21 protein-coding genes are annotated in these 22,920 nt (G+C 70.1%); 10 read left to right on the top strand and 11 right to left on the bottom strand.

From position 1 onward, the window contains the following. Positions 1-25: 25 nt before the first annotated feature. Entirely contained in the window at positions 26-784 is a 759-nt protein-coding gene (locus E6U81_RS16000) for an SDR family NAD(P)-dependent oxidoreductase (protein WP_136230743.1), read from the bottom strand. A 150-nt stretch (positions 785-934) separates the two neighbouring features. Between E6U81_RS16000 and E6U81_RS15995 the strand changes: the two genes are divergently transcribed. The 5 genes from E6U81_RS15995 (at position 935) to E6U81_RS15975 (ending at position 6,150) form a co-directional block, all read left to right on the top strand. Further along, positions 935-1,630 carry a TerB family tellurite resistance protein gene (locus E6U81_RS15995; protein ID WP_136230742.1) on the top strand — a complete coding sequence of 232 codons (696 nt, stop codon included), beginning with the start codon at positions 935-937 and terminating at the stop codon, positions 1,628-1,630. Positions 1,631-2,166: 536 nt separating this feature from the next. After that, entirely contained in the window at positions 2,167-3,708 is a 1,542-nt protein-coding gene (locus E6U81_RS15990) for a nucleobase:cation symporter-2 family protein (RefSeq protein ID WP_168714639.1), read from the top strand. Positions 3,709-3,987: 279 nt separating this feature from the next. After that, complete coding sequence (gene recO, locus E6U81_RS15985; RefSeq protein ID WP_136230740.1) at positions 3,988-4,734, top strand: DNA repair protein RecO; 747 nt, start codon at positions 3,988-3,990, stop codon at positions 4,732-4,734. Between the two features lie 11 nt (positions 4,735-4,745). Then, on the top strand, positions 4,746-5,564 hold the full coding sequence (locus tag E6U81_RS15980; protein WP_136230739.1) for an isoprenyl transferase: 819 nt from the start codon (positions 4,746-4,748) through the stop codon (positions 5,562-5,564). 49 nt (positions 5,565-5,613) lie between these two features. After that, a complete protein-coding gene (locus E6U81_RS15975) occupies positions 5,614-6,150 on the top strand; it encodes a YcxB family protein (RefSeq protein ID WP_136230738.1) in 537 nt (178 codons plus the stop codon). 37 nt (positions 6,151-6,187) lie between these two features. On the opposite strand, the gene E6U81_RS15970 is transcribed toward E6U81_RS15975, so the two are convergent. Genes E6U81_RS15970 through E6U81_RS15955 form a run of 4 tightly spaced genes read right to left on the bottom strand, consistent with a single transcriptional unit; the run spans position 6,188 to position 9,362 of the window. Continuing rightward, positions 6,188-6,616 carry a transcriptional repressor gene (locus E6U81_RS15970; protein WP_078626133.1) on the bottom strand — a complete coding sequence of 143 codons (429 nt, stop codon included), beginning with the start codon at positions 6,614-6,616 and terminating at the stop codon, positions 6,188-6,190. Between the two features lie 42 nt (positions 6,617-6,658). After that, entirely contained in the window at positions 6,659-7,522 is an 864-nt protein-coding gene (locus E6U81_RS15965) for a metal ABC transporter permease (protein ID WP_136230737.1), read from the bottom strand. After that, positions 7,522-8,313, bottom strand: a complete 792-nt coding sequence (locus E6U81_RS15960; protein WP_136230828.1) for a metal ABC transporter ATP-binding protein — start codon at positions 8,311-8,313, stop codon at positions 7,522-7,524. The genes E6U81_RS15965 and E6U81_RS15960 overlap by 1 nt, the downstream gene beginning before the upstream one ends. A 26-nt stretch (positions 8,314-8,339) precedes the next feature. Continuing rightward, positions 8,340-9,362 carry a metal ABC transporter substrate-binding protein gene (locus tag E6U81_RS15955; protein WP_136230736.1) on the bottom strand — a complete coding sequence of 341 codons (1,023 nt, stop codon included), beginning with the start codon at positions 9,360-9,362 and terminating at the stop codon, positions 8,340-8,342. Between the two features lie 155 nt (positions 9,363-9,517). Here E6U81_RS15955 and E6U81_RS15950 point away from each other — a divergent pair, with 155 nt between their 5' ends. Next, entirely contained in the window at positions 9,518-10,900 is a 1,383-nt protein-coding gene (locus E6U81_RS15950) for a glycine--tRNA ligase (RefSeq protein ID WP_136230735.1), read from the top strand. 79 nt (positions 10,901-10,979) lie between these two features. Here E6U81_RS15950 and E6U81_RS15945 read toward each other — a convergent pair whose 3' ends face one another. The 4 genes from E6U81_RS15945 to E6U81_RS15930 all read right to left on the bottom strand — a co-directional run bounded on the left by E6U81_RS15945 (position 10,980) and on the right by E6U81_RS15930 (position 13,905). Then, positions 10,980-11,696, bottom strand: a complete 717-nt coding sequence (locus E6U81_RS15945) for a VC0807 family protein (RefSeq protein WP_136230734.1) — start codon at positions 11,694-11,696, stop codon at positions 10,980-10,982. 133 nt (positions 11,697-11,829) lie between these two features. After that, positions 11,830-12,423 (bottom strand): TetR family transcriptional regulator, encoded by a 594-nt coding sequence (locus tag E6U81_RS15940; RefSeq protein WP_136230733.1) that lies wholly within the window; start codon positions 12,421-12,423, stop codon positions 11,830-11,832. A 21-nt stretch (positions 12,424-12,444) separates the two neighbouring features. Beyond that, positions 12,445-13,506, bottom strand: a complete 1,062-nt coding sequence (locus tag E6U81_RS15935; RefSeq protein WP_136230732.1) for an aldo/keto reductase — start codon at positions 13,504-13,506, stop codon at positions 12,445-12,447. Between the two features lie 54 nt (positions 13,507-13,560). Further along, entirely contained in the window at positions 13,561-13,905 is a 345-nt protein-coding gene (locus E6U81_RS15930; protein ID WP_136230731.1) for a DoxX family protein, read from the bottom strand. 91 nt (positions 13,906-13,996) lie between these two features. On the opposite strand from E6U81_RS15930, the gene E6U81_RS15925 reads away from it, so the two are divergent. Beyond that, positions 13,997-14,452: a MarR family winged helix-turn-helix transcriptional regulator gene (locus tag E6U81_RS15925; RefSeq protein WP_240803838.1), complete on the top strand. Its 456-nt coding sequence runs from the start codon at positions 13,997-13,999 to the stop codon at positions 14,450-14,452. Between the two features lie 63 nt (positions 14,453-14,515). Here E6U81_RS15925 and E6U81_RS15920 read toward each other — a convergent pair whose 3' ends face one another. After that, positions 14,516-15,964 carry an MFS transporter gene (locus tag E6U81_RS15920; protein WP_136230729.1) on the bottom strand — a complete coding sequence of 483 codons (1,449 nt, stop codon included), beginning with the start codon at positions 15,962-15,964 and terminating at the stop codon, positions 14,516-14,518. A gap of 51 nt (positions 15,965-16,015) precedes the next feature. Between E6U81_RS15920 and dusB the strand changes: the two genes are divergently transcribed. The 3 genes from dusB to E6U81_RS15905 all read left to right on the top strand — a co-directional run bounded on the left by dusB (position 16,016) and on the right by E6U81_RS15905 (position 21,617). Continuing rightward, a complete protein-coding gene (gene dusB, locus E6U81_RS15915) occupies positions 16,016-17,158 on the top strand; it encodes a tRNA dihydrouridine synthase DusB (protein ID WP_240803837.1) in 1,143 nt (380 codons plus the stop codon). Positions 17,159-17,522: 364 nt separating this feature from the next. After that, positions 17,523-20,231, top strand: coding sequence for a pyruvate, phosphate dikinase (gene ppdK / locus E6U81_RS15910; RefSeq protein WP_136230728.1), 2,709 nt, complete (start codon positions 17,523-17,525; stop codon positions 20,229-20,231). A 387-nt stretch (positions 20,232-20,618) separates the two neighbouring features. Continuing rightward, positions 20,619-21,617, top strand: a complete 999-nt coding sequence (locus tag E6U81_RS15905; protein ID WP_136230727.1) for a helix-turn-helix domain-containing protein — start codon at positions 20,619-20,621, stop codon at positions 21,615-21,617. A 52-nt stretch (positions 21,618-21,669) separates the two neighbouring features. Here E6U81_RS15905 and E6U81_RS15900 read toward each other — a convergent pair whose 3' ends face one another. Beyond that, a complete protein-coding gene (locus E6U81_RS15900) occupies positions 21,670-22,830 on the bottom strand; it encodes an alkaline phosphatase PhoX (RefSeq protein WP_136230726.1) in 1,161 nt (386 codons plus the stop codon). Positions 22,831-22,920 lie beyond the last annotated feature (90 nt).

Genomic DNA, 22,920 nt, shown 5'->3' with positions numbered 1-22,920 from the left:
CGGGGGCTCCGGGCCACGGAGAGGGTCAGCGGGCCAGATAGCCGCCGTCCACCGGCAGGACCACGCCCGTCACGAACGAGGCCGCGTCCGAGGCGAGGAAGGCGATGACCCGGGCCACCTCCTCCGGCTCGCCGAGCCGGCCCATCGGGTGCGCCCCTGTGACCTCCGCCAGGTACTCGGGCCCTCCCGGCTCGTCCTGCAGCGCGATCACCCGCTCCGTTCGGATCGTTCCGGGAGCCACCGCGTTGACGCGGATCCCGTGCGCCGCCCACTCGACCGCGAGGTGCTTGGTCAGCCCCGACGCGACGAACTTCGCAGGCCCGTACGCCGCCTGGCGCGCCTGCCCTGCCACCCCCGAGATCGAGGACACGCAGACCAGCGCCCCGCCCGGCCGCGGCTGCGCGGTCATCGCCTCGATGGCGTACTTGCAGGTGAGGAACATCCCGCGGCCGTCGACCGCCATGACGTGGTCCCAGTCCTGCGGGGTGGTCTCGCGTACATCCGAAAGAGGGAGCACCCCGGCGTTGGCCACGGCGACGTCGAGGCGTCCGTAGGCCTCCACCGCGGCGGCGACCATCGCCCGGTTGTCGTCCGGATCGGAGACGTCACCGCCGACCACGGTGATCGAATGGCCCTCGGCGGCCAGATCCGTACGCAGCGCCTCCACCCCGGGGCCGTTGATATCGGCCGCGGTCACCCGGGCTCCGGAGCGGGCGAGCAGCACGGCGGTGGCCCGGCCGATCCCGCTCGCGGCCCCGGTCACCAGACACGACTTCTCGTTCATGCGGCAGACCCTAAGCGGAACCGGGGGCGCAGATCGGCCAAGTCCCGCGCGCGGGACATGTTGTCTTGTCGCACGACTGACGCATCCTCACCGATGTGGCTAACATCACGCCAACCCGGCGATGCTGCCGGACGACCACGGAGGTGCGACGTGCTGCCAGTTCGGGGTGGGGACGGCCGGAAGCTGACGGTCTGGGGCATCCGTACCACCTGGAGCACCGTGGGTGACGGGGAGTTCTTCTGCCCGGACTGCGGTGGGGACCGCAACTACCGCAGGCGCACCGGCCGCCGCCGGTTCACCGTCCTCGGGGTGCCGCTGCTGCCGCGCGGGCAGGCGGGGCCCGTCGTGGAGTGCCAGGGCTGCCGGGAGCGGTTCGGCACCGACGTCCTCGACCACCTCACCACCACCCGGTTCACCGCGCTCCTGCGGGACGCCGTGCACACCGTGGCGCTCGCGGTGCTCACAGCGGGCGGGACGGCCTCGCGCAGCGCCCTGGAGGCCGCCGTGTGCGCCGTACGGGCCGCCGGCTTCCAGGACTGCACCGAGGAGCAGCTGGAGTCCCTCGTGGAGGCGCTGTCCTCGGACGAGGGCCGGCTCGGGCTGTACGACATCCCGGAGTGCTGCGGGGCGGCGCTGTCGATAGAGCTCCACGAGGCCCTGGAGCCGCTCGCCCCGCACCTGGCCGGCCCGGGCCGCGAATCGATCCTGCTCCAGGGCGCCCGGATCGCCCTCGCGGACGGCCCGTACATCCCGGCCGAGCGCGAGGTGCTCGCGACCGTCGGAGCCGCGCTGCGGATCGGCGCGGACGAGGTGGCGCGGCTGCTGTCGGCGGTGCGCGCGCCCTGAACCGGCGTCCGCGGCGCCGAAACCGTCCGGAACTCCTCGATCCGACGTAACGATCCGGCCTCGCGAAGGCCGAAATCTCGCCTGGTGAACACTTTGTGAACAGCGGAGTCGACAGCTCCGGGCCCGTTCGGGCCACCCGCAGGGGTGGCGCAACGGGCCCTTCTTTTTTGCGTCGCCGAAGGACCGCAAAGCACGTCGTGGCAGCTCAAGGCCGGTGCGCTTCGCACTCGCGTGGCCGGAGCGCCCTCTGCGGGAAGGCCCGGCCCATACCCCTGCGGCGGATCCTCCACCACTGGAGAAATCTACAGATCTGGAGCCAGCGGGAGTCAACAGTTTGTAGAAGTCGACGATATCTGTGAGGCCTCCCACAGGCGTTCAATTCCGGTCACACGCCGAGAAGCCGCCGCCCCGCACAGCGGGACTTCGACCCACGTGAACGTACTGAAAACCCTGGCGAACCAACGGGTTAACGACCCACTTCGCCCAGGGATAACCAGATCTCCTCTCACTTACCTACCTTGAAGGGCAAGGCTGAGATGGCACGTGTCGCCGCTGGGCTTTCCACCGAAGGAAAGCAGAGCACGCACCCGGTCGACGAGGTGCTCCCCGTCCCCAAGCTCGCGCTGTACGGCTTCCAGCACGTACTCGCCTTCTACGCCGGCGCGGTGATCGTCCCGATCATCGTGGGCAGCGCGCTCAAGCTGAGCCCTGAACAGCTGGTCTACCTGATCAACGCGGACCTCTTCACCTGCGGTATCGCGTCGATCATCCAGGCCTGGGGCATCGGCCGGATCGGCGCGCGACTGCCGCTGATCCAGGGCGTGACCTTCACCGCCGTGTCCCCGATGATCGCCATAGGTCTCGGCGCGGGCGGCGGAACGGCCGCCCTGCTGGTCATCTACGGCGCGGTCATCACCGCCGGTATCGCCACCTTCGCCTTCGCCTGGCTGCCCGCCAAGGCGTTCCGGATGGTGATGCGGCTCTTCCCGCCCGTCGTCACCGGAACGGTGATCACCGTCCTGGGCATCGTCCTGATCCCGGTCGGGCTCAACGACGCGGCCGGCGGCCTCGGCAGCCCCGACTTCGGCGAGCCCGAGAACTTCGCCTACGCCGGCGGCACGATGCTCTTCATCCTGATCCTGATGAAGCTCGGCAGGCCGTTCCTGTCCAGCATCGCGATCCTCCTCGGCCTGGTCGTCGGCACCGGGGTCGCCTTCCTCCTCGGCGACGCCAAGTTCGGCGACGTCGGCAAGTCCGACTGGATCGGCGTCACCACGCCCTTCCACTTCGGAGTCCCGAAGTTCGAGTGGTTCCCGATCGTCCTGATGCTCATCGTCATGCTGATCACCATGGTCGAGACGACCGGTGACACCTACGCCGTCGGCGACATCGTCGGCAAGGAGGTCGACAGCGAGACCGTGGCCCGCGCCCTGCGCGCCGACGGCGCCGCCACCGCCCTCGGCGGTGTCCTCAACTCCTTCCCGTACGTCGCCTTCGCCGAGAACGTCGGCCTGGTGCGGATGACGAAGGTGAAGAGCCGGTTCGTGGTCGTCGCCGCGGGTGTCTTCATGATCATCCTCGGCATGCTGCCCAAGGCCGCCGCGATCGTCGCCGCCGTCCCGCACGGAGTCCTCGGCGGCGCCGCGACCGTCATGTTCGCCATGGTCGCCCTGGCCGGTATCCAGACCCTGGGCAAGGTGGACCTGAAGGAGGAGAAGAACGCGCTGATCGTCGGCGTCTCCCTCGCCTTCGCCCTGCTCCCGGCGACCGTCCCGGTCTTCTTCACCAAGCACATGGACGCGGACCTGTCCTCGCTGCTCAACAGCGGTGTCACCCTCGGTGCCACGGCCGCCATCGTGCTCAACCTCATCTTCAACGGCCCGGCGAAGGACAACGCCCACGACGTCCCGGCGGCCGGAGCCCAGGCCCTCGCCGAGGCCGAGGTCGACACGGCGCCCGGCACCGGCGCCACGGCCACCGAGGCCCCCGCGGCGGTGCCGGCCCAGGCCGCCGCCCCCGCCCCCGCAGCCGAGAAGGCGGAGGACGCCGACCCCTCGCCGTCCCCGTCCGCTCCCTGACCCTCCCAAGGGGTGCTGACCCCTCGCCCGGACCCCGGTCCGGGCGAGGGGTCATCGCTGTCCCTGCGCGGGTCCCCGTACGGGAAAACCGTTACGGCGCAGCGCCGCCGGCTTCTTGAGATCATCTTCGCTCCGCGCGGAGCCCCCCACGAAGCCAGCACCTTCCCGGACGAACGGACCCGCACATGCGCATGCGCGCACTCGGCCGCACCGCGGCCGCAACCGCCCTGGCCTGCTTGGCCGTCCTGGTCACCACAAGCGGTGCGGGACAATGGGCGCATGAGTCTGTTCCGCGACGACGGCATCGTGCTGCGCACCCAGAAGCTGGGTGAGGCGGACCGCATCATCACACTGCTGACCCGGGGCCACGGCAGGGTGCGGGCCGTCGCGCGCGGGGTGCGGCGCACGAAGTCCAAGTTCGGCGCCCGGCTGGAACCTTTCTCCCACGCCGACGTGCAGTTCTTCGCCCGAGGCAGCGACCTGGTCGGCCGCAGCCTCCCGCTCTGCACCCAGACCGAGATCATCGCCCCGTACGGCAACGGCATCGTCACCGACTACGCGCGCTACACCGCCGGCACCGCCATGCTGGAGACCGCCGAGCGGTTCACCGAGAACGAGGGCGAGCCCTCCGTGCAGCAGTACCTGCTGCTGGTGGGAGCCCTGCGCACGCTCTCGCGCGGCGAACACGAACCCCACCTCATCCTGGACGCCTTCCTGCTGCGGTCCCTCGCCGTCAACGGCTACGCGCCCAGCTTCGAGGACTGCGCGAAGTGCGGGATCCACGGCCCCAACCGGCACTTCTCCGTCGCCGCGGGCGGGGTCATATGCGGGGACTGCCGGGTGCCCGGCAGCGTCGTACCCTCGTCGGAGGCCATCGCCCTGCTCAGCGCCCTGCTGACGGGCGACTGGGGGCATGCCGACGCGTGTGAGGCGCGTCACGTGCGGGAGGGTAGCGGGCTGGTCTCCGCCTATTTGCACTGGCATCTGGAGCGCGGGCTACGCTCCCTGCGATACGTCGAGAAATAGGAGCTGGGCACATGGCACGACGCGGGATTCTGGGACGCTCTCGCCGGGAGTACAAGGTTCCCGAGCCGCACCCCTCCGGCGCGGTCCCGCCGAAGATCCCCGGCGAGCTGGTCCCCAACCACGTCGCCGTCGTCATGGACGGCAACGGCCGCTGGGCCAAGGAGCGCGGCCTGCCGCGCACCGAGGGGCACAAGGTCGGTGAGGGCGTCGTGCTCGACGTGCTCAAGGGCTGCCTGGAGATGGGCGTGAAGAACCTCTCCCTGTACGCCTTCTCGACGGAGAACTGGAAGCGCTCGCCCGACGAGGTCCGCTTCCTGATGAACTTCAACCGCGACGTCATCCGGCGCCGCCGCGACGAGATGAACGAGCTGGGCATCCGCATCCGCTGGGTCGGCCGCATGCCGAAGATGTGGAAGTCGGTCGTCCAGGAGCTCCAGGTCGCGCAGGAGCAGACCGTCGACAACGACGCCATGACCCTGTACTTCTGCGTGAACTACGGCGGCCGCGCGGAGATCGCCGACGCGGCCCAGGCCATCGCCCGGGACGTGGCGGCGGGCAGGCTCGACCCGTCGAAGGTCAACGAGAAGACCTTCGCCAAGTACATCTACTACCCGGACATGCCGGATGTGGACCTCTTCCTGCGCCCCAGCGGCGAGCAGCGGACCTCCAACTACCTGCTCTGGCAGAGCGCGTACGCCGAGATGGTCTTCCAGGACGTGCTGTGGCCGGACTTCGACCGGCGCAACCTCTGGGCCGCGTGCCTGGAGTACGCCCAGCGCGACCGCCGCTTCGGCGGCGCCGTCCCCAACCAGCCGGAATCCACTGCCTGACGCAGGCGGGTGACCGCCGGATTCCGCCCCGCCGGTAGGGTCCGCTGTCATGAACACGGATGGGGATCATGCACAGCGGACCGAGCAGGCCGCCTTCGTCTACGAGCTGACGCTCGCCGACCTTCAGGGCGTCGTCCGGGTGCGTGCCCGGCGGACGGGAGCCGGGCGTGTGGAGACGCTCCTGCTTCCCCTGGCGACCACTGCCCCCGTGGTGGTGTTCGCGCTGTTCCGCGGGCTGCTGCCGGTCGCCGTCGTGACCGGCGCGGTGCTGGGGCTCGGTGCCGGAGTCCTCGGAGTCGTACGGAGTCGGCGCGGCATGGCGCGTCGGCTTCACGCGGTGTGGGCCTCGTACGGGCAGTGCCGCACGGTGGTCGACGACCGGGGCGCCGCGACGACGGGCGAGACCATGTCGTACACGGCCGACTGGAAGCTCTTCACGCACTACGCCGAGACGCCGGACCTCTTCGTCCTGCTCGGGGGCCCGCGTGCGAGCTGCCTCGCAGCGGTGCCGAAGCGGGGAGCCGAGGAGCCCGCCGACATCGACCGACTGCGGGCGATCCTGGACGCGAACCTGAGGCGGATCTAGGCGCCCTCCGGGTCAGGCTCCGGCCGGGCCCGACCGGTCAGCCCGCGGCGGCGCAGTCGGCGCAGGTGCCGAAGATCTCCACCGTGTGGGCGACGTTCACGTATCCGTGTTCGGCGGCGATGGACTCCGCCCACTTCTCCACGGCCGGGCCCTCCACCTCGACGGCCTTGCCGCACTTGCGGCAGACCAGGTGGTGGTGGTGATCGCCGGTGGAGCAGCGGCGGTAGACAGACTCGCCGTCACTGGTGCGCAGCACGTCGACCTCGCCCGCGTCCGCCAGGGACTGCAGGGTGCGGTAGACGGTGGTCAGGCCCACGGAGTCGCCACGGTGCTTGAGCATGTCGTGGAGTTCCTGGGCGCTGCGGAACTCGTCCACCTCGTCCAGCGCCGCCGCCACTGCGGCCCGCTGGCGGGTGGATCGTCCTCGTACTGGCGCGGTATTCATCTCGCCAGGCGCAGTCGCCACCGGTTCCTCCTCGTATAGGCCTGCGGCCATTGTGCCAGCCCGCTAGACCTTCACATCGTCCCGCGTGCAGACCTCTTCGGCCGCCAGCGCGGCTCTGGCCCGTCGGCGGGCCAGGGGAGCGGAGAGGGCGGTCAGCGCCACGAAGACGCCGATCGCGAGCAGCACGATCGTCGCGCCCGAGGGCACGTTGATGTAGTAGGTGGCAGCCGTGCCGGTCAGGGAGACGGTCACGCTGATGGCCATGGCCAGGCCCAGCGTGGTGGCGAAGCTGCGGGTGAGCCGCTGGGCGGCGGCGACGGGGATCACCAGCATCGCGCTGACCAGCAGCAGGCCGACGATGCGCATGGCGACGGTGACGGTGACCGCGGCGGTGACCGCGATCAGCAGGTTCAGGGCGCGCACGGGCAGTCCGGTGACCCGGGCGAACTCCTCGTCCTGGCAGACGGCGAAGAGCTGCCTGCGCAGGCCGATGGCGACGGCGAGGACGAACGCGGCGAGGATCGCCATCGCGGTCACGTCCTCGGCGGCGACCGTGGTGATCGAGCCGAACATGGAGCCCAGGAGGCTGGCCGTCTGCCCGCCACCCAGGTTGATGATCATGACGCCGCCGGCGAGGCCGCCGTAGAAGAGCATGGCGAGGGCGACGTCCCCGCTGGTCCTGCCGCGGGCGCGGATCAGCTCCATGCCGACGGCGCCGACGACGGCGACGAGGGTGGCCATCCAGACCGGGCTGGTCTGGAGGACGAAGCCGAGGGCGACACCGGTCATGGCGACGTGGCCGAGGCCGTCGCCCATGAGCGCCTGGCGGCGCTGGACGAGGTACGTGCCGATGGCGGGGGCCGTGATGCCGACCAGGGCGGCCGCGATCAGCGCTCGCTGCATGAAGGCGTAGTCGAGGATGTCCATCAGCTCAGCAGTCCCGTCCGCAGGGGCTCGGCGTCGTGCGCCGCGTGGGGGTGTACGTGGTCGTGGCCGGGCAGGGCGTGCTGGCCGACGGCCTCCGGGGGCGGACCGTCGTGGACGACGCAGCCGTCGCGCAGGACGACGGCGCGGTCGATCAGGGGCTCCAGCGGGCCCAGCTCGTGCAGGACGAGCAGGACGGTGGAGCCGGCCGCGACCTGTGCGCGCAGGGCGTTCGCCAGGACCTCCTGGTTGGCGAGGTCCACGCCCGCCATCGGCTCGTCCATGATCAGCAGTTCGGGTTCGACGGCGAGCGCCCGGGCTATGAGCACGCGCTGGTGCTGGCCGCCGGAGAGGGCGTCCACCGAGACGTCGGCGTGCGCGTCCATGCCGACGAGAGCCAGGGCGTGCTCGATGGCGGACCTGTCGGCCTTGCGCAGGAGCCCGAAGCGGGTGCGGGCGAGCCGCCCGGAGGAGACGACCTCGCGGACGGTGGCCGGGACGCCGCCGGCCGCGGTGGTGCGCTGCGGGACGTAGCCGATGCGCGACCAGTCGCGGAAGCGCTTGAAGTCCGTGCCGAAGAGGCTGAGGGAGCCGTCGGTCAGCGGGACCTGGCCGACCACGGCGCGGACGGCCGTGGACTTGCCGGAGCCGTTGGCGCCGAGCAGGGCGACGACCTCCCCGCGGTGGACGGTGAGGTCGATTCCGCGCAGCACGGGGCGCGAGCCGAGCGAGGCCTTGGCCCCGCGCAGGGATATGACGGGCCGGTCGTCGGCCGGTCGGGGCGGTGACTGCATGGCTCGCGCCTCCGTTGCTGCTGTCATCACTTGGCTCCGAGTGCCTTCTGGAGGTTCTTCAGGTTGGACCGCATGACCTCGAAGTAGTCGGTGCCCTGGGACTTGTCGGTGATGCCCTCGAGCGGGTCGAGGACGTCGGTCTTCAGGCCGGTGTCCGTCGCGAGGGTCTTGGCCGTCTTGTCGCTGGCCAGCGTCTCGAAGAACACGGTGGTGACATTGTCCTTCTTCGCGACCGCCTGAAGATCCTTCATGCGCGCCGGGCTCGGCTCGGACTCGGGGTCGACGCCGGCGATGCCCTCCTGGTCGAGGCCGTAGCGCTCGGCGAGGTAGCCGAAGGCGGAGTGGGTGGTGATGAAGGTCCTGGAGGCCGTGTTCTTCAGGCCGTCCTTGAACTCGGTGTCCAACGCGCCCAGCTTGCCGACCAGTTCGTCGGTGTTCTTCTTGTAGTCCGCCGCGTGGTCGGGGTCGGCCTTCTCCATGGCCGCGCCCACGCCCTTGGCGATCTCCGCGTACTTGACCGGGTCGAGCCAGACGTGCGGGTCGGTGCCGCTCTCGCCGTGGCTGTGGTCCTCGTGGCCGCCGGCCTGCCCGCCGGCGTGCTCGTCGCCCTCCTCGTGCGCGTGGCCCTCCTCGCCGTGGCCCGGCTCGGCGCCGTGGTCGTGGCCGGAGGCGCCGTGGGCCTCCAGCGTGGTGAGGGTGGCGGCGTCGACGATGTTCTTCACGCCGGACTGGGCGACGGCCTTGTCGACGGCGGGCTGGAGGTTCTTGAGGTAGAGGACCACGTCGGCCTCGCCGAGCTGCGCGGTCTGCTTGGGAGTGATCTCCAGGTCGTGCGGCTCGACGCCCGGCTTGGTCAGGCCGTCGACCTTCACGTGCTCCTTGCCGATCTGCTCGGCGACGAACTGGAGCGGGTAGAACGACGCCGTCACGCCGAGCTTGCCGTCCTTGCTGCCGACGGCACCCGCTCCGGAGCAGGCGGTCAGGGCCGTGGCACCGAGGGCGACGGCGCCGGCAAGGGCGGCGGTGGGTATGAGGCGTCGTACGTTCATGACATCCATTTTCATCAAAGATGGAAACGATTGTCAAAAACCCAGGTGGGAGGGGCGGGCGGCCAGGCGTGGAAGGGGAACCGATTTGAAAGGGGGGGTGCGGGCGCCGGTAACCTAAAGACTTCGCCGTTCGTCCTCGTAATGAAGAGAGCACCGTGGCCGCCGACAAGATCGACACCATCGTCAGCCTGAGCAAGCGCCGTGGCTTCGTTTTCCCCTGCAGTGAGATCTACGGCGGCTCCAAGGCCGCCTGGGATTACGGTCCGCTGGGTGTCGAGCTCAAGGAGAACATCAAGCGCCAGTGGTGGAAGGCGATGGTCACCGGGCGTGAGGACGTCGTCGGTCTCGACTCGTCCGTGATCCTGGCCCCCGAGGTCTGGGTGGCCTCCGGCCACGTCGCCACTTTCTCGGACCCGCTGACCGAGTGCACCTCCTGCCACAAGCGCCACCGCGCCGACCACCTCGAGGAGGCGTACGAGGCCAAGCACGGCCGCGTCCCCGCGAACGGCCTGGCCGACATCAACTGCCCCAACTGCGGTGTGAAGGGCCAGTTCACCGAGCCCAAGCAGTTCTCCGGCATGCTGGAGACCCACCTCGGCCCGACCCAGGACACCGGCTCCAAGGCGTACCTGCGCCCCGAGACCGCCCAGGGCATCTTCACGCAGTTCGCCCAGGTCCAGGTCACCTCGCGCAAGAAGCCGCCCTTCGGCATCGCGCAGATGGGCAAGTCCTTCCGCAACGAGATCACGCCGGGCAACTTCATCTTCCGCACCCGCGAGTTCGAGCAGATGGAGATGGAGTTCTTCGTCAAGCCGGGCGAGGACGAGCAGTGGCAGGAGTACTGGATGCAGGAGCGGTGGAACTGGTACCGCGACCTCGGCATCCGCGAGGAGAACATCCGCTGGTTCGAGCACCCGAAGGAGAAGCTGTCCCACTACTCGAAGCGCACCGCCGACATCGAGTACCGCTTCAACTTCGGCGGCAGTGAGTTCTCCGAGCTCGAGGGCGTCGCCAACCGCACCGACTACGACCTCAAGGCGCACTCCGCGGCCTCCGGCCAGGACCTCCGCTTCTTCGACCAGGAGGCCGGGGAGCACTACACCCCGTTCGTCATCGAGCCGGCGGCCGGTGTCAACCGCGCCATGCTCGCCTTCATGCTCGACGCGTACAACGAGGACGAGGCCCCCAACGCCAAGGGCGTCATGGAGAAGCGCACCGTGATGCGCCTCGACCCGCGCCTGGCCCCGATCAAGGTCGCCGTCCTGCCGCTGTCCCGCAACGCGCAGCTGTCGCCGAAGGCCAAGGGCCTCGCCGCCGACCTGCGCAAGTTCTGGAACATCGAGTTCGACGACGCGGGCGCCATCGGCCGCCGCTACCGCCGCCAGGACGAGATCGGCACGCCGTTCTGCGTCACCGTCGACTTCGACACCCTGGACGACAACGCGGTGACCGTGCGCGAGCGCGACACCATGAAGCAGGAGCGCGTCTCCCTGGACCAGATCCAGACCTACCTCGGCAGCCGCCTGCTCGGCTGCTGACGAGCGCCGCACACGACGACCGGTGGCCCGGTGCGCACACTGCGCACCGGGCCACCGGTCGTTGTCGTGCAGGCCGCGCTCAGGACGCCGGGGCCCCGGCCCCGGCCGCCGCCGCCTCGGCGGCCCGCCTCTCGCCCTCGGCCTGCGAGCGCCTGCCGTACATCGCGGTCCACACGCCCAGGCAGCCGAGCACCGTGTAGATCATGACCGGGCTGACCACGACCATCGTGTCGGTGTCCACGACGAAGGCCAGGGCGATCCGCACCCCCGCCTCGACGAGGTACACCACGCCCCAGACGGTGGTCATCACGATCATCGTCCGGCGGAAGCCCTCGTACTGCCACAGGCCGTTCCACCAGGCCGTGCTCGCGGGAGTGCCGTCGGTGGCGAACTTGCGCCCGAAGTAGAACATCAGCGGCCGCGGCGCGAGCAGGGTGGCCAGGCAGAGCAGGCCGAACAGCCCGGTCACACCGGAGTCCTTGATCAGCAGGGCGCGGGCCGAGTGCGCGCCGATCAGCGAGACCACCGCCGTGATCACCAGGAAGACCAGGGTGACGACGGCGAACTCGTCGAGCTTGCGGCGCCAGGCCAGGCTGATCGCGCTGTCGAGCACGGGCCATGCGCTGCTGAGCAGGAGCGCCGCGAACTCGCTCCAGCCGTGGTCGCGCAGCTGGTGGTACGTGATGATCGGCGCGACCACGTTGAGCCCGATGGTCAGGATCCAGCCGAGGGCGGCGGCGCCGCCCTTGCGTGCCGGAGGTGCGGGTCGTTGTGTCTGAACTTCTGGTGCGGACATGGATCCCCCGTGACGTGCCTGATGAGCCGGTGGGGGAACCGTATGAATCTTGACTGAGCGCGGACAAGCGTGGCGCACCCAAAATGATCACAAAGCCGTGCCGGGCGGCCTGTTCGGGATGATCCGGCGTACGTCAGGCGCGCAGGCCCCGGATCACCAGAGCGGTGACCGCCTCGAACTCCGCGGCGATGGTGGGGGAGAACCACTCCGCCGCGTACTGCGGGTCGTGGAAACGGCCGGTGGCGTCGAAGACCGCACGGGCGGCGGCCGGAACGTCGGGTGCCGCGAGCGAGCCGTCGGCGACTCCCTGGGCGATGATCCGGCCCAACTGGTCGATCAGCTCGGTCAGATGCTGCTCCACCGTCCCGCTGTTCTCGGCGAGGAGCACCGTGTACGTCGCGAACAGCTCCGGATCGTCGCCGGCCTTGTGGCGCTTGGCCTCGAACAGCGCCTCCAGCCAGGCCTCCAGCTTGGAGGGCGCGCTCCCGGCGGGGGCCGAGGTGATCTGCTCCAGCATGACGACGCTCTTGGCGAGCCAGCGGTCGGTGACCGCTTCGCGCAGCGCGGCCTTCGAGGGGAAGTGCCGGTAGACGCTGCCGTGGCTGACGCCCAGGGCGCGCGCCACGTCCACCACGGTCGCCTTGGTGGGGCCGAAGCGGCGCAGCACTTCCTCGGTGGTCTCGAGGATGCGCTCGGGGGTGAGGGGCTCGGCGGCAGCGGGTGGCATGGGTACGACCGTACCGTTCGCTCAGTGCTCGCTGTCGAGGTGGGCCATCTGCGCCGCCGGATACCGGTCGCCCGACGCCGCACCGGCGGGGACGGCCTCCTCGATGGCCGCGAGGTCCGCCGGGCTGAGCGTGATGTCCATGGCACCCAGTGCCTCGGTGAGGCGGTCCCGGCGCCGGGCTCCCACCAGAGGCACGATGTCCTCACCGCGTGAGAGCACCCAGGCGATGGCGCTCTGGGCGACGCTGACACCCTTGTCGTCGGCGACCTTGCGCAGGGCGTCGACGAGGCCGAGGTTCCGGTCGAGGTTCTCGCCCTGGAAGCGGGGGCTCATCCCGCGGAAGTCGCCCGGGGCCAGCGTGCGGTCGCGGGTGAAGTGGCCGCTGATCAGGCCGCGGGACAGCACCCCGTACGCCGTGACGCCGATGCCGAGCTCGCGCGCGGTCGGCAGGATCTCCTGCTCGATCCCGCGGGAGATCAGCGAGTACTCGATCTGGAGGTCGGAAATCGGGGCCACCGCGGCGGCCCGGCGCAGGGTGTCGGCGCCGACCTCGGAGAGCCCGATGTGGCGCACGTGCCCGGCCTGGACCGCTTCGGCGATGGCCCCGACGGTCTCCTCGATGGGCACGTCCGGGTCCACGCGGGCGATCCGGTAGACGTCGATGTGGTCCCGGCCGAGCCGCTGCAGGGAGTAGGCGAGGAAGTTCCTGACGGCCGCCGGTCGGCCGTCGTAGCCGGTGAAGCCGCCCTCGACGGTGCGCAGTGCACCGAACTTCACGCTGGTCAGCGCCCGGTCGCGGGCCGCCGCGGGTGCCGTGCGCAGGGCCTCGGCGATCAGCAGCTCGTTGTGGCCCATCCCGTAGAAGTCGCCGGTGTCGAGCAGCGCGTTCGCCCCCTCGGGGACGGCGTCCAGGTAAGCGTGGATTGTCGCGACGGACTCGGCGCGGTCGGCTTCCCCGTAGAGGGCGGACATCCCCATGCAGCCCAGCCCCAGCGGAAAGACGGAGGGGCCGGCGCTGCCGAGACGCCGGGAGGCGACGGTGGTGCGGGCGGTGGTCGTGTCGATGCTCTCGTTCTTCGTCATGGAACGAGAATGACATGACGAGTGACAGATTTCAATATCTGTCACTCGTCAGTGTCAGGCGAGGATGCGCAGGGCCAGCGCCACCGCCGCGACCAGTGCGAGGACGGCCGCCGGTGCGAGCTCGTAGTCCTTGATCCGGAGGTGGCTGATGACCGCGCCGATGAAGTAGAGGGTCACGCCGGCCGCGGCGGCCACGCCCAGCGGAGTGACCCACAGGCCGGCGACCAGCCCTAGGGCGCCGGCGGCCTTGAGGGCGGCCAGCCGTGGCAGCCAGGAGTCGGGGACCTGGACCTTCTGCATGTTCGCGACGATCTGGTCGTTGCGCTGCAGGGTGAGGGTGGCGGAAGCGGTCAGGACGAGGGCGAGCAGGCCGCCGACGGCGGCGTAGGCGATGAACATGGCGAGCTCCAACGATTGGCAATGTCAGATCATTGAATAACATCAACGATATGCTGATCGCAATCATTTCTCGGGCGCTACGATGTGGACCATGACGGCAGACCAGGACGGATCGCACCCCCCGCAGCGACTGGGCCTGCTGCTGGCCTGGCACGGCGCGGTCACCCAGACCCGCATGAAGCACGCCCTCGGCGCGGCCGGGCTCACCCCGCGGCACGCGATGACACTGATGCACCTGGAAGGCGGCCCCATCAGCCAGCGGGCGCTCGCCGACCGGCTGGAGGTCGACCCGAGCGTGCTCGTCGGGATCCTGAACGACCTGGAGGGCGAAGGCCTCGCCGAACGCCGCCGCGACCCCGCCGACCGCCGCCGGCACAACGTGGGCATCACCCCCGCCGGGCAGACCGCCCTGGCGAAGACGAACGCCGCCCTCGACGAGGTCGAGAACGGCATGTTCGCGGGCCTGTCGGCCCAGGAGCGCGACCATCTGCGCGCCCTTCTCGACCGGGTCAACACCTCGGCCGACGACTTCGACTGCGGCGAGTAGGGGCCCGCCCGGACCCGCCCCGGCCGCCCGCCGCCGGCCGCCCGTCGCCGACCCACGGCGGCACTAGCTGCGCGGGGACCCCACGGCCGCCGCGGGCCCGCTGGTCCCCTCCAGGGTGCGGGCCGTGCGCTCCGCCGTCCCGCGGGCCCAGCTGCCGCTCGTCGCCGCGCCCACGACCAGTACGAGCAGCCCGCACAGCGTGATGATCCACCAGGCCGGCTGGGCCGCTCCGGAGAAATCGGCGCCGCTCGCCAGCCCCGCCGCCAGCACCGAGCCGATGACCGCCACGCCCAGCGTGCCGCCCGTCTGCCGGCTGGTGGAGGCGATGGCGGCCGCGACACCCGCCTGCGAGCGGGGCATCCCGGACACCGCCGTATTCGTGATCGGCGCGTTCACCATGCCGAAGCCGAGCCCGAACAGCATGTACCCGGTGAAGAGGAGCGGGTTGGACGTCTCCGCCTCGAACAGGGCGAACAGCAGCCCGCTCGCGGCCATCGCCACCCCCGCGATCAGCAGGCAGATCCGCGGCCCCCGACTGCCCACCAGCCGCCCCGCCAGCGGCGCGAACACCACGGTCAGGCCGGCCATCGGCAGCAGGTACAGCCCGGCATGCAGGGCGCTGAGCCCCCGCACGTCCTGGAGGTAGAGGGTGTTCAGGAAGAGGAAGCCCGCCAGCCCGGCGAAGGCGCTGATCGCGATGATCGTCGAGCCGCTGAAGGGCGCGCTCCGGAAGAACCGGAGATCGATCAGCGGCTCCGCGCACCTTGGCTCGTGCACCAGCAGCCCGACGAAGGAGGCGACGGCCACCACCGCGCAGCCCATGATCAGCGGCGAGCGCCAGCCGGCGGCGGGCGCCTCGATGATCCCGTACGTCAGGCTGCCCAGCAGCGCGATGACCAGCACCTGGCCCAGCGGGTCCGGGCGCCGGGGCCGGGCCGCCCGGGACTCGGGGATGTGGCGCAGGGTCAGCACGAGCGCCGCCAGGCCGATCGGCAGGTTGATCAGGAAGATCGACCGCCAGCCGACGGTGTCCACCAGCACCCCGCCGATCAGGGGGCCCGCCGCCATCGAGACGCCCCCCACCGCGCCCCACACGCCGATGGCCCGGGCCCGCTCGGCCGGATCGGTGAAGGTGTTGGTGATGATCGACATCGCGACCGGGTTGAGCATCGCGCCGCCGACCGCCTGCACCATCCGGAAGACGATGAGCCAGTCGAGGCTCGGCGCGAGCGAGCACAGCAGCGAGCCGAGGCCGAAGGCCAGCAGACCCGCGACGAACACCTTGCGCCGGCCGATCCGGTCGGCCGTGGAGCCCGCCAGCATCAGCAGCGAGGCCAGGACGAGCGTGTACGCGTCGATGGTCCACTGGAGCCCCGCCACCGAGGCGTCGAGCTCGCGGCGCATCGACGGGAGCGCGACGTTGAGCACGGTGTTGTCGAGGCTGACGATGAGCAGGCTCATGCAGCAGATCGACAGTACGATCATGCGCTGCCGGTGACTCGGCTCGATCATGCGCCGATGCTACGTCCGCACGACCCCCTCGGCATGCGGGACAATGGGCGGATGACCACGCTCCCCCCGCCTCTCGCGATCGGCCCGCACACCGTGCAGCCCCCCGTGGTGCTCGCGCCCATGGCCGGCATCACCAATGCCCCGTTCCGTACCCTCTGCCGGGAGTTCTCGGGCGGCAAGGGGCTGTTCGTGAGCGAGATGATCACGACCCGCGCCCTGGTCGAGCGCAACGAGAAGACCATGCAGCTGATCCACTTCGACGAGACCGAGAAGCCCCGGTCGATTCAGCTGTACGGGGTCGACCCGGCGACGGTGGGCAAGGCGGTCCGCATGATCGTCGAGGAGGACCGCGCCGACCACATCGACCTCAACTTCGGCTGCCCCGTCCCCAAGGTCACCCGCAAGGGTGGCGGCTCCGCGCTGCCGTACAAGCGCAACCTGCTGCGCGCGATCCTGCGCGAGGCCGTCGCCGGGGCCGGCGACCTGCCGGTGACCATGAAGATGCGCAAGGGCATCAACGACGACCACCTCACCTACCTCGACGCCGGCCGCATCGCCGTCGAGGAGGGGGTCACCGCCATCGCCCTGCACGGGCGGACCACCGCACAGCACTACGGCGGCACCGCCGACTGGGACGCCATCGCGCGGCTCAAGGAGCACGTGCCGGAGATACCGGTCCTCGGCAACGGCGACATCTGGTGCGCCGAGGACGCGCTGCGCATGGTCCGCGAGACCGGCTGCGACGGCGTGGTCGTGGGCCGCGGCTGCCTGGGGCGGCCGTGGCTGTTCAACGACCTGGTGGCGGCCTTCGAGGGGCGCCCCGAGGACTTCCACAAGCCCACGCTGCGCGAGGTCGCGCAGACCATGCACCGACACGCCCAGCTGCTGGGGGAGTGGATCGGCGACGAGACGCGCGGCGTGATCGACTTCCGTAAGCACGTCGCTTGGTACCTCAAGGGCTTCTCGGTCGGTTCCGAGATGCGCAAGAAGCTCGCGGTCACCTCGTCGCTGGCCGAGTTGAACGCTCATCTGAGCGAGCTCGATCTGGATCAAGCGTGGCCGGAGAGCGCCGACGGCCCGCGCGGCCGGACGTCCGGAAACAACCGAGTTGTCCTGCCCGACGGCTGGCTGAAGGACCCGTACGACTGCGCGGGCGTGAGCGAGGACGCGGAACTGGACACCTCCGGAGGCTGACAAATCGCCCTCCGTGGTGCGTGATATACGCCACGCATGGGAGAGGTTTCGCTCAGATGAGCAGCTAAGTCGTGGATAAGACTTTCAAAGGGTGGCACTGGGTGCCACCCTTTGTTCGTTCAAGACTTGAACGCAAATGTATCGATGATCGCTCATTCGAGCGTAAACAAGCCTCAGGAGCCCCCTCACCCTTCGGGATCTGAACGCTCTTGGTGCTTTCTGGTTACCCTTGAGTTACTTTCGATCTGCTGGCGCACGGGTGGTTACAGCCGTATGACGGCCAAGTGGACGTACCCAGAAGCCTTCGATCTGGGTATGTTCCTGGCCGTCAGGGCAGCCACCGAGCCTCGAGGAGTCGAGACCCGTGTCGGAAAACAAAGATCAGAAGTTCGTCTACGACTTCACCGAGGGCAACCGCGACCTCAAGGACCTTCTCGGCGGCAAGGGAGCCAACCTCGCCGAGATGACCAACCTGGGTCTGCCGGTCCCTCCCGGCTTCACCATCACCACCGAGGCCTGCAAGGTCTACCTCGACAGCGGCACGGCCCCGGCCGCGCTGCGCGACGAGGTCAGCGCCCACCTTGCGGCCCTCGAGTCGAAGATGGGCAAGAAGCTCGGACAGTCGGACGACCCGCTGCTGGTCTCCGTGCGTTCCGGCGCCAAGTTCTCGATGCCCGGCATGATGGACACCGTCCTGAACATCGGCCTCTCCGACGAGTCGGTCACCGGCCTCGCCTCCCAGGCCGGTGACGAGCGCTTCGCGTGGGACTCCTACCGCCGCCTCATCCAGATGTTCGGCAAGACCGTCCTCGGCGTCGAGGGCGAGCTCTTCGAGGACGCCCTCGACGAGGCCAAGGCCGCCAAGAAGGTCACGGTCGACACCGACCTCGACGCTGCCGACCTGAAGAAGCTCGTCAAGGTCTTCAAGAAGATCGTGGCGAAGGAGGCCGGCCGCGAGTTCCCGCAGGACGCCCGCGAGCAGATGGACCTCGCCGTCGAGGCCGTCTTCAACTCGTGGAACACCGACCGCGCCAAGCTCTACCGCCGCCAGGAGCGCATCCCCAGCGACCTGGGCACCGCGGTCAACATCTGCTCCATGGTCTTCGGCAACCTGGGCCCCGACTCCGGCACCGGCGTCGCCTTCACCCGCGACCCCGCCAGCGGCCACGCGGGCGTCTACGGCGACTACCTGCAGAACGCCCAGGGCGAGGACGTCGTCGCGGGCATCCGCAACACCGTGCCGCTCGCGGACCTGGAGTCCATCGACAAGGCCTCGTACGACCAGCTCATGACGATCATGACGACGCTGGAGACCCACTACAAGGATCTCTGCGACATCGAGTTCACGATCGAGCGCGGCCAGCTGTGGATGCTCCAGACCCGGGTCGGCAAGCGCACCGCCGGCGCCGCCTTCCGCATCGCCACCCAGCTCGTCGACCAGGGCCTGATCGACGAGGCCGAGGCCCTCCAGCGCGTCAGCGGCCACCAGCTGGCCCAGCTGATGTTCCCGCGCTTCGACGAGGGCGCCAAGACCACCCTGCTCGGCCGCGGCATCGCCGCCTCCCCGGGCGCGGCGGTCGGCAAGGCCGTCTTCGACTCCTACACGGCCGTCAAGTGGTCCCGCTCCGGCGAGAAGGTCATCCTGATCCGCCGCGAGACCAACCCCGACGACCTGGACGGCATGATCGCCTCCGAGGGCATCCTGACCTCGCGCGGCGGCAAGACCTCCCACGCGGCCGTCGTCGCCCGCGGCATGGGCAAGACCTGCGTCTGCGGCGCCGAGGAGCTCGACGTCGACACCAAGCGCCGCCGCATGACGGTCGGCGACACGGTCATCGAAGAGGGCGACGTCGTCTCCATCGACGGCTCCACCGGCAAGGTCTACCTCGGTGAGGTACCCGTCGTACCGTCCCCGGTCGTCGAGTACTTCGAGGGCCGCATGCACGCCGGAGCCGACGACGCCGACGAGCTCGTCGCCGCCGTGCACCGGATCATGGCCTACGCGGACCGTGTCCGCCGCCTGCGGGTCCGCGCCAACGCCGACAACGCCGAGGACGCGCTGCGCGCCCGCCGCTTCGGCGCCCAGGGCATCGGCCTGTGCCGCACCGAGCACATGTTCCTCGGTGAGCGCCGCGAGATGGTCGAGCGCCTGATCCTCGCCGACACCGACGGCGAGCGCGACGAGGCACTCAGTGCCCTGCTGCCGCTCCAGAAGAAGGACTTCACCGAGCTGTTCGAGGCGATGGACGGCCTTCCCGTCACCGTCCGCCTGCTCGACCCGCCGCTGCACGAGTTCCTGCCCGACATCACCGAGCTGTCGGTGCGCGTCGCCCTCGCCGAGTCCCGCAAGGACGCCAACGAGAACGACCTGCGCCTGCTCCAGGCCGTCCACAAGCTGCACGAGCAGAACCCGATGCTGGGTCTGCGCGGTGTCCGCCTGGGCCTGGTCATCCCCGGCCTGTTCGCCATGCAGGTCCGGGCGATCGCCGAGGCCGCGGCCGAGCGCAAGAACGCCAAGGGCGACCCCCGCGTCGAGATCATGATCCCGCTCGTGGGCACCGTCCAGGAGCTGGAGATCGTCCGCGAGGAGGCCGACGCGGTCATCGCCGAGGTCGAGGCCGCCACCGGCACCACCCTCAAGCTCTCCATCGGCACCATGATCGAGCTGCCGCGCGCCGCGCTGACCGCCGACCAGATCGCCGAGGCCGCGCAGTTCTTCTCCTTCGGTACGAACGACCTGACCCAGACGGTGTGGGGCTTCTCCCGCGACGACGTCGAGGCCAGCTTCTTCACCGCGTACCTGGAGAAGGGCATCTTCGGGGTCTCGCCCTTCGAGACCATCGACAAGGACGGCGTCGGTTCGCTGGTCCGGCACGCGGCCAAGCTGGGCCGGGCCACCCGTCCCGACCTCAAGCTCGGCGTCTGCGGCGAGCACGGCGGTGACCCCGAGTCCGTCCACTTCTTCCACGAGGTCGGCCTCGACTACGTCTCCTGCTCGCCCTTCCGGATTCCGGTGGCGCGCCTGGAGGCCGGTCGTGCGGCCGCCGAGGCGAAGGGCAGCGACAGCCGCTGACCCGCCGGCCCCCACAGGGGCCCCATAGACCGCGCCTGTCCCCGGGTTCCCTGACTGCCCGGGGGCGGGCGCGCCTCAATTTTTTTGTTCAACAAGTCTTTACGCCAGCAGGCGGTGGACGGATCCCCACCCGTCCACCGCCGCTGTCATTCTGCCGGGCACGTCGGCGCTTCCCAGTGCGACCGACCGCCAGGCCCCGCAAAGCCCCCCACGGCCTTCGCGGAGCGTTTCGGTCGCACCGGAGTGTGCCCGGCGGAGTACAGGATTTCGGTTGTCACGCCCCTGCCGAAAGGGGTTTCAACTGTGGCCGAAAGGGCGTGGTGACCACGTGTGACGGCGTGCATACTCATGGGGCGGGGGGATTGCGGTTGCACAGGTGGGGGTTCGGTGCTGCGTATCCATTTCACTGGAGTGGACCTGGCACGCGTACGGATGGCAGGGCGTCCCGATGCGTTGTGGGAAACGATTCTCAGCTTTCACCGCTTAAGAGACCGGCGTGACGCCCGGTTGTTCGGTGAATGGCGTACGGAAACCCGGAGCAGGTTGAATAGTGAAACACGCACGCTCGGTATGCTCATACCGAGTCGCGGTTATTTCCCCGATTTTCTGACCCCTGTGGAGGGGCAGTACGGGTGGGACGTGGGCCTCGACGCGCTGCGCGGGATCCGTCCCGAGCGCATGCGCCGCGAGCTCCAGCTGCTGGGCGCGGGAGCGCCCACGACACCGCGGCTGCGGGACTTCATGGAGGGCGGGACGAAGCAGCTCCCGAGGCTGATGGGCGAGCTGCGCGCCTACCACCGGGCCGCCGTGGAGCCGTACTGGACCCACATACAGGCCCAGATAGAAGCCGAACGGGCGGCACGCGGCCGCGCGTTGCTCGACGGCGGCGCCGACGAGCTGCTGGCCTCGCTGCCGCCCATGCTGCGCTGGCGGGCCCCGGTGCTGGAGTGCGACTATCCCGTGGACCGCGACGTGCGGCTGCGGGGGCGCGGGCTGCTGCTCCAGCCGTCCTTCTTCTGCCGGCGCACGGCGGTGACGCTGCACGACCCGGAGCTGCCACCGGTGCTGGTCTACCCGGCCGCCGCGCAGCTGGCATCCGCACCCGGCGGCGGCGAGGCCACCCGGCCCGCGGAGGAGCAGCGCCAGCGCACCCTGGGCAAGCTGGTCGGGCACACCCGCTCGGTCGTGCTGCGGGCGATAGGGGACGGCGCCACCACCAGCGAGCTGGCCCGCCGGGCCGGTGTCTCGCTGGCCTCCGCGAGCCAGCACGCCTGCGTGATGCGCGAGGCGGGCCTGGTCACCACCCTGCGCCGCGGCAACGCGGTCCTGCACACCGTCACCCCGCTGGGAGCCGCGCTCCTCAAGGGCGGGGCCGTGGCCTCGTGACACGTCGGCGGCCCCCGGCCCGGGAAGGGCCGGGGGCCGCCGGGAGCGCCCGTCAGGTGCGGAACGGGCCCGTCACCTCGTAGGTGATGCCACCGGAGGAGCTGCCGCTCGTGCCGCGCTGGCTGGAGAAGTAGAGCCGGTTGCCGGCGGGCGAGAAGGCCGGGCCGGTGATCTCCGAGGAGGACTGTCCGGTGATCCGCAGGAAGGGCGCCACCACGTCGTCCGGGGTGATCACGCAGATCTCCATGTTGCCGCCGTCCTCCGCGACGTAAAGGTCGCCGTACGAGGAGCCGGTGACGTTGTCGACGCCGGTCAGCGGGGCGGCGCCGCCGGGGACGAGCGAGTCGTCGTAGGCCAGCTCGTACGTGCTGTTCGTGAGGTTGAGCTGCCAGACCCGGTTGTCGCCCTTGGTGGTGAACCAGACGGTGTCGTTGGCGTAGTGGCAGCCCTCGCCGCCGTTGAACTTCTTGGAGCCGGAGACCTGGCTGCGGGTCGCCGTCGGGGAGCCGTCCGGGTCCGGGACGTTCTGCCAGGTGAAGGAGCCGGAGGTGGCCGTTCCCGCCTTGAGGACCTGCAGGGTGCCGGAGGAGAGGTTGCCCCAGGTGGTGGGGATGAAGCGGTAGAAGCAGCCGCTGCTCTCGTCCTCCGTCAGGTAGATCACCTGCCGGACCGGGTCCGCCGCGGCCGCCTCGTGCTTGAAGCGGCCCATCGCCGGGCGCTGGACGGCCGCGTTCACGCCGTACGGGTCGGTCTCGTAGACGAAGCCGCGGTCGACCTCCTCGCAGGACAGCCAGGTGTTCCACGGGGTCTTCCCGCCCGCGCAGTTCTGCCGGGTGCCCGAGAGGATCCGGTAGGCGCCGGTGACGGTGCCGGAGGAGTTGAACTTCACCGCGCTCGCGCCGCCGGAGGGGTTGATCTCCGAGTTGGACACGTAGATCCAGCCCGAGCCGTCGGTGTAGCAGGCGCCGCCGTCGGGGGCGCTGTGCCAGGTGTACGAGGTACCGCTGACGGTCTGGCCCGAGCGGGCGATCACCCGGCTGGTGAAACCGCTCGGGAGCATGATGCCGTTGGAGTCTGCCGCGCCGAGCGCCCCGTAGGGGCCGGCGCCGGGCTGGGCGGGGGCCGCGTAGGCCGCCCCGTGCATCAACGTGCCGCCGAAGGCGGCGGCCGACGAACCGATCACTGCGCCGCGCAGGAAGGTACGACGTTCCACGGTCACTCCTGTGGGAGGAAGGCCCCGCGGCCGGTCGGACGCGGGGTCGCACGCGTCGAGGAACCTAGGAGACGCCAGTTGACGTGGCGC

It is taken from the genome of Streptomyces sp. A0592, from assembly GCF_004795115.1.
Classification (GTDB): Bacteria; Actinomycetota; Actinomycetes; order Streptomycetales; family Streptomycetaceae; genus Streptomyces; species Streptomyces erythrochromogenes.
This window is presented reverse-complemented; position numbering and strand designations above follow the sequence as displayed.

Coding starts and splice junctions, on each gene's coding strand:
- E6U81_RS15925 (WP_240803838.1), top strand. CDS start 13,997: ATGACGGCAGACCAGGACGGATCGCACCCCCCGCAGCGACTGGGCCTG.
- E6U81_RS15920 (WP_136230729.1), bottom strand. CDS start 15,964: ATGATCGAGCCGAGTCACCGGCAGCGCATGATCGTACTGTCGATCTGC.
- recO (WP_136230740.1), top strand. CDS start 3,988: ATGAGTCTGTTCCGCGACGACGGCATCGTGCTGCGCACCCAGAAGCTG.
- E6U81_RS15940 (WP_136230733.1), bottom strand. CDS start 12,423: ATGCCACCCGCTGCCGCCGAGCCCCTCACCCCCGAGCGCATCCTCGAG.
- E6U81_RS15935 (WP_136230732.1), bottom strand. CDS start 13,506: ATGACGAAGAACGAGAGCATCGACACGACCACCGCCCGCACCACCGTC.
- E6U81_RS15955 (WP_136230736.1), bottom strand. CDS start 9,362: ATGAACGTACGACGCCTCATACCCACCGCCGCCCTTGCCGGCGCCGTC.
- E6U81_RS16000 (WP_136230743.1), bottom strand. CDS start 784: ATGAACGAGAAGTCGTGTCTGGTGACCGGGGCCGCGAGCGGGATCGGC.
- E6U81_RS15930 (WP_136230731.1), bottom strand. CDS start 13,905: ATGTTCATCGCCTACGCCGCCGTCGGCGGCCTGCTCGCCCTCGTCCTG.
- dusB (WP_240803837.1), top strand. CDS start 16,016: ATGACCACGCTCCCCCCGCCTCTCGCGATCGGCCCGCACACCGTGCAG.
- E6U81_RS15990 (WP_168714639.1), top strand. CDS start 2,167: ATGGCACGTGTCGCCGCTGGGCTTTCCACCGAAGGAAAGCAGAGCACG.
- E6U81_RS15980 (WP_136230739.1), top strand. CDS start 4,746: ATGGCACGACGCGGGATTCTGGGACGCTCTCGCCGGGAGTACAAGGTT.
- E6U81_RS15965 (WP_136230737.1), bottom strand. CDS start 7,522: ATGGACATCCTCGACTACGCCTTCATGCAGCGAGCGCTGATCGCGGCC.
- E6U81_RS15945 (WP_136230734.1), bottom strand. CDS start 11,696: ATGTCCGCACCAGAAGTTCAGACACAACGACCCGCACCTCCGGCACGC.
- E6U81_RS15960 (WP_136230828.1), bottom strand. CDS start 8,313: ATGCAGTCACCGCCCCGACCGGCCGACGACCGGCCCGTCATATCCCTG.
- E6U81_RS15975 (WP_136230738.1), top strand. CDS start 5,614: ATGAACACGGATGGGGATCATGCACAGCGGACCGAGCAGGCCGCCTTC.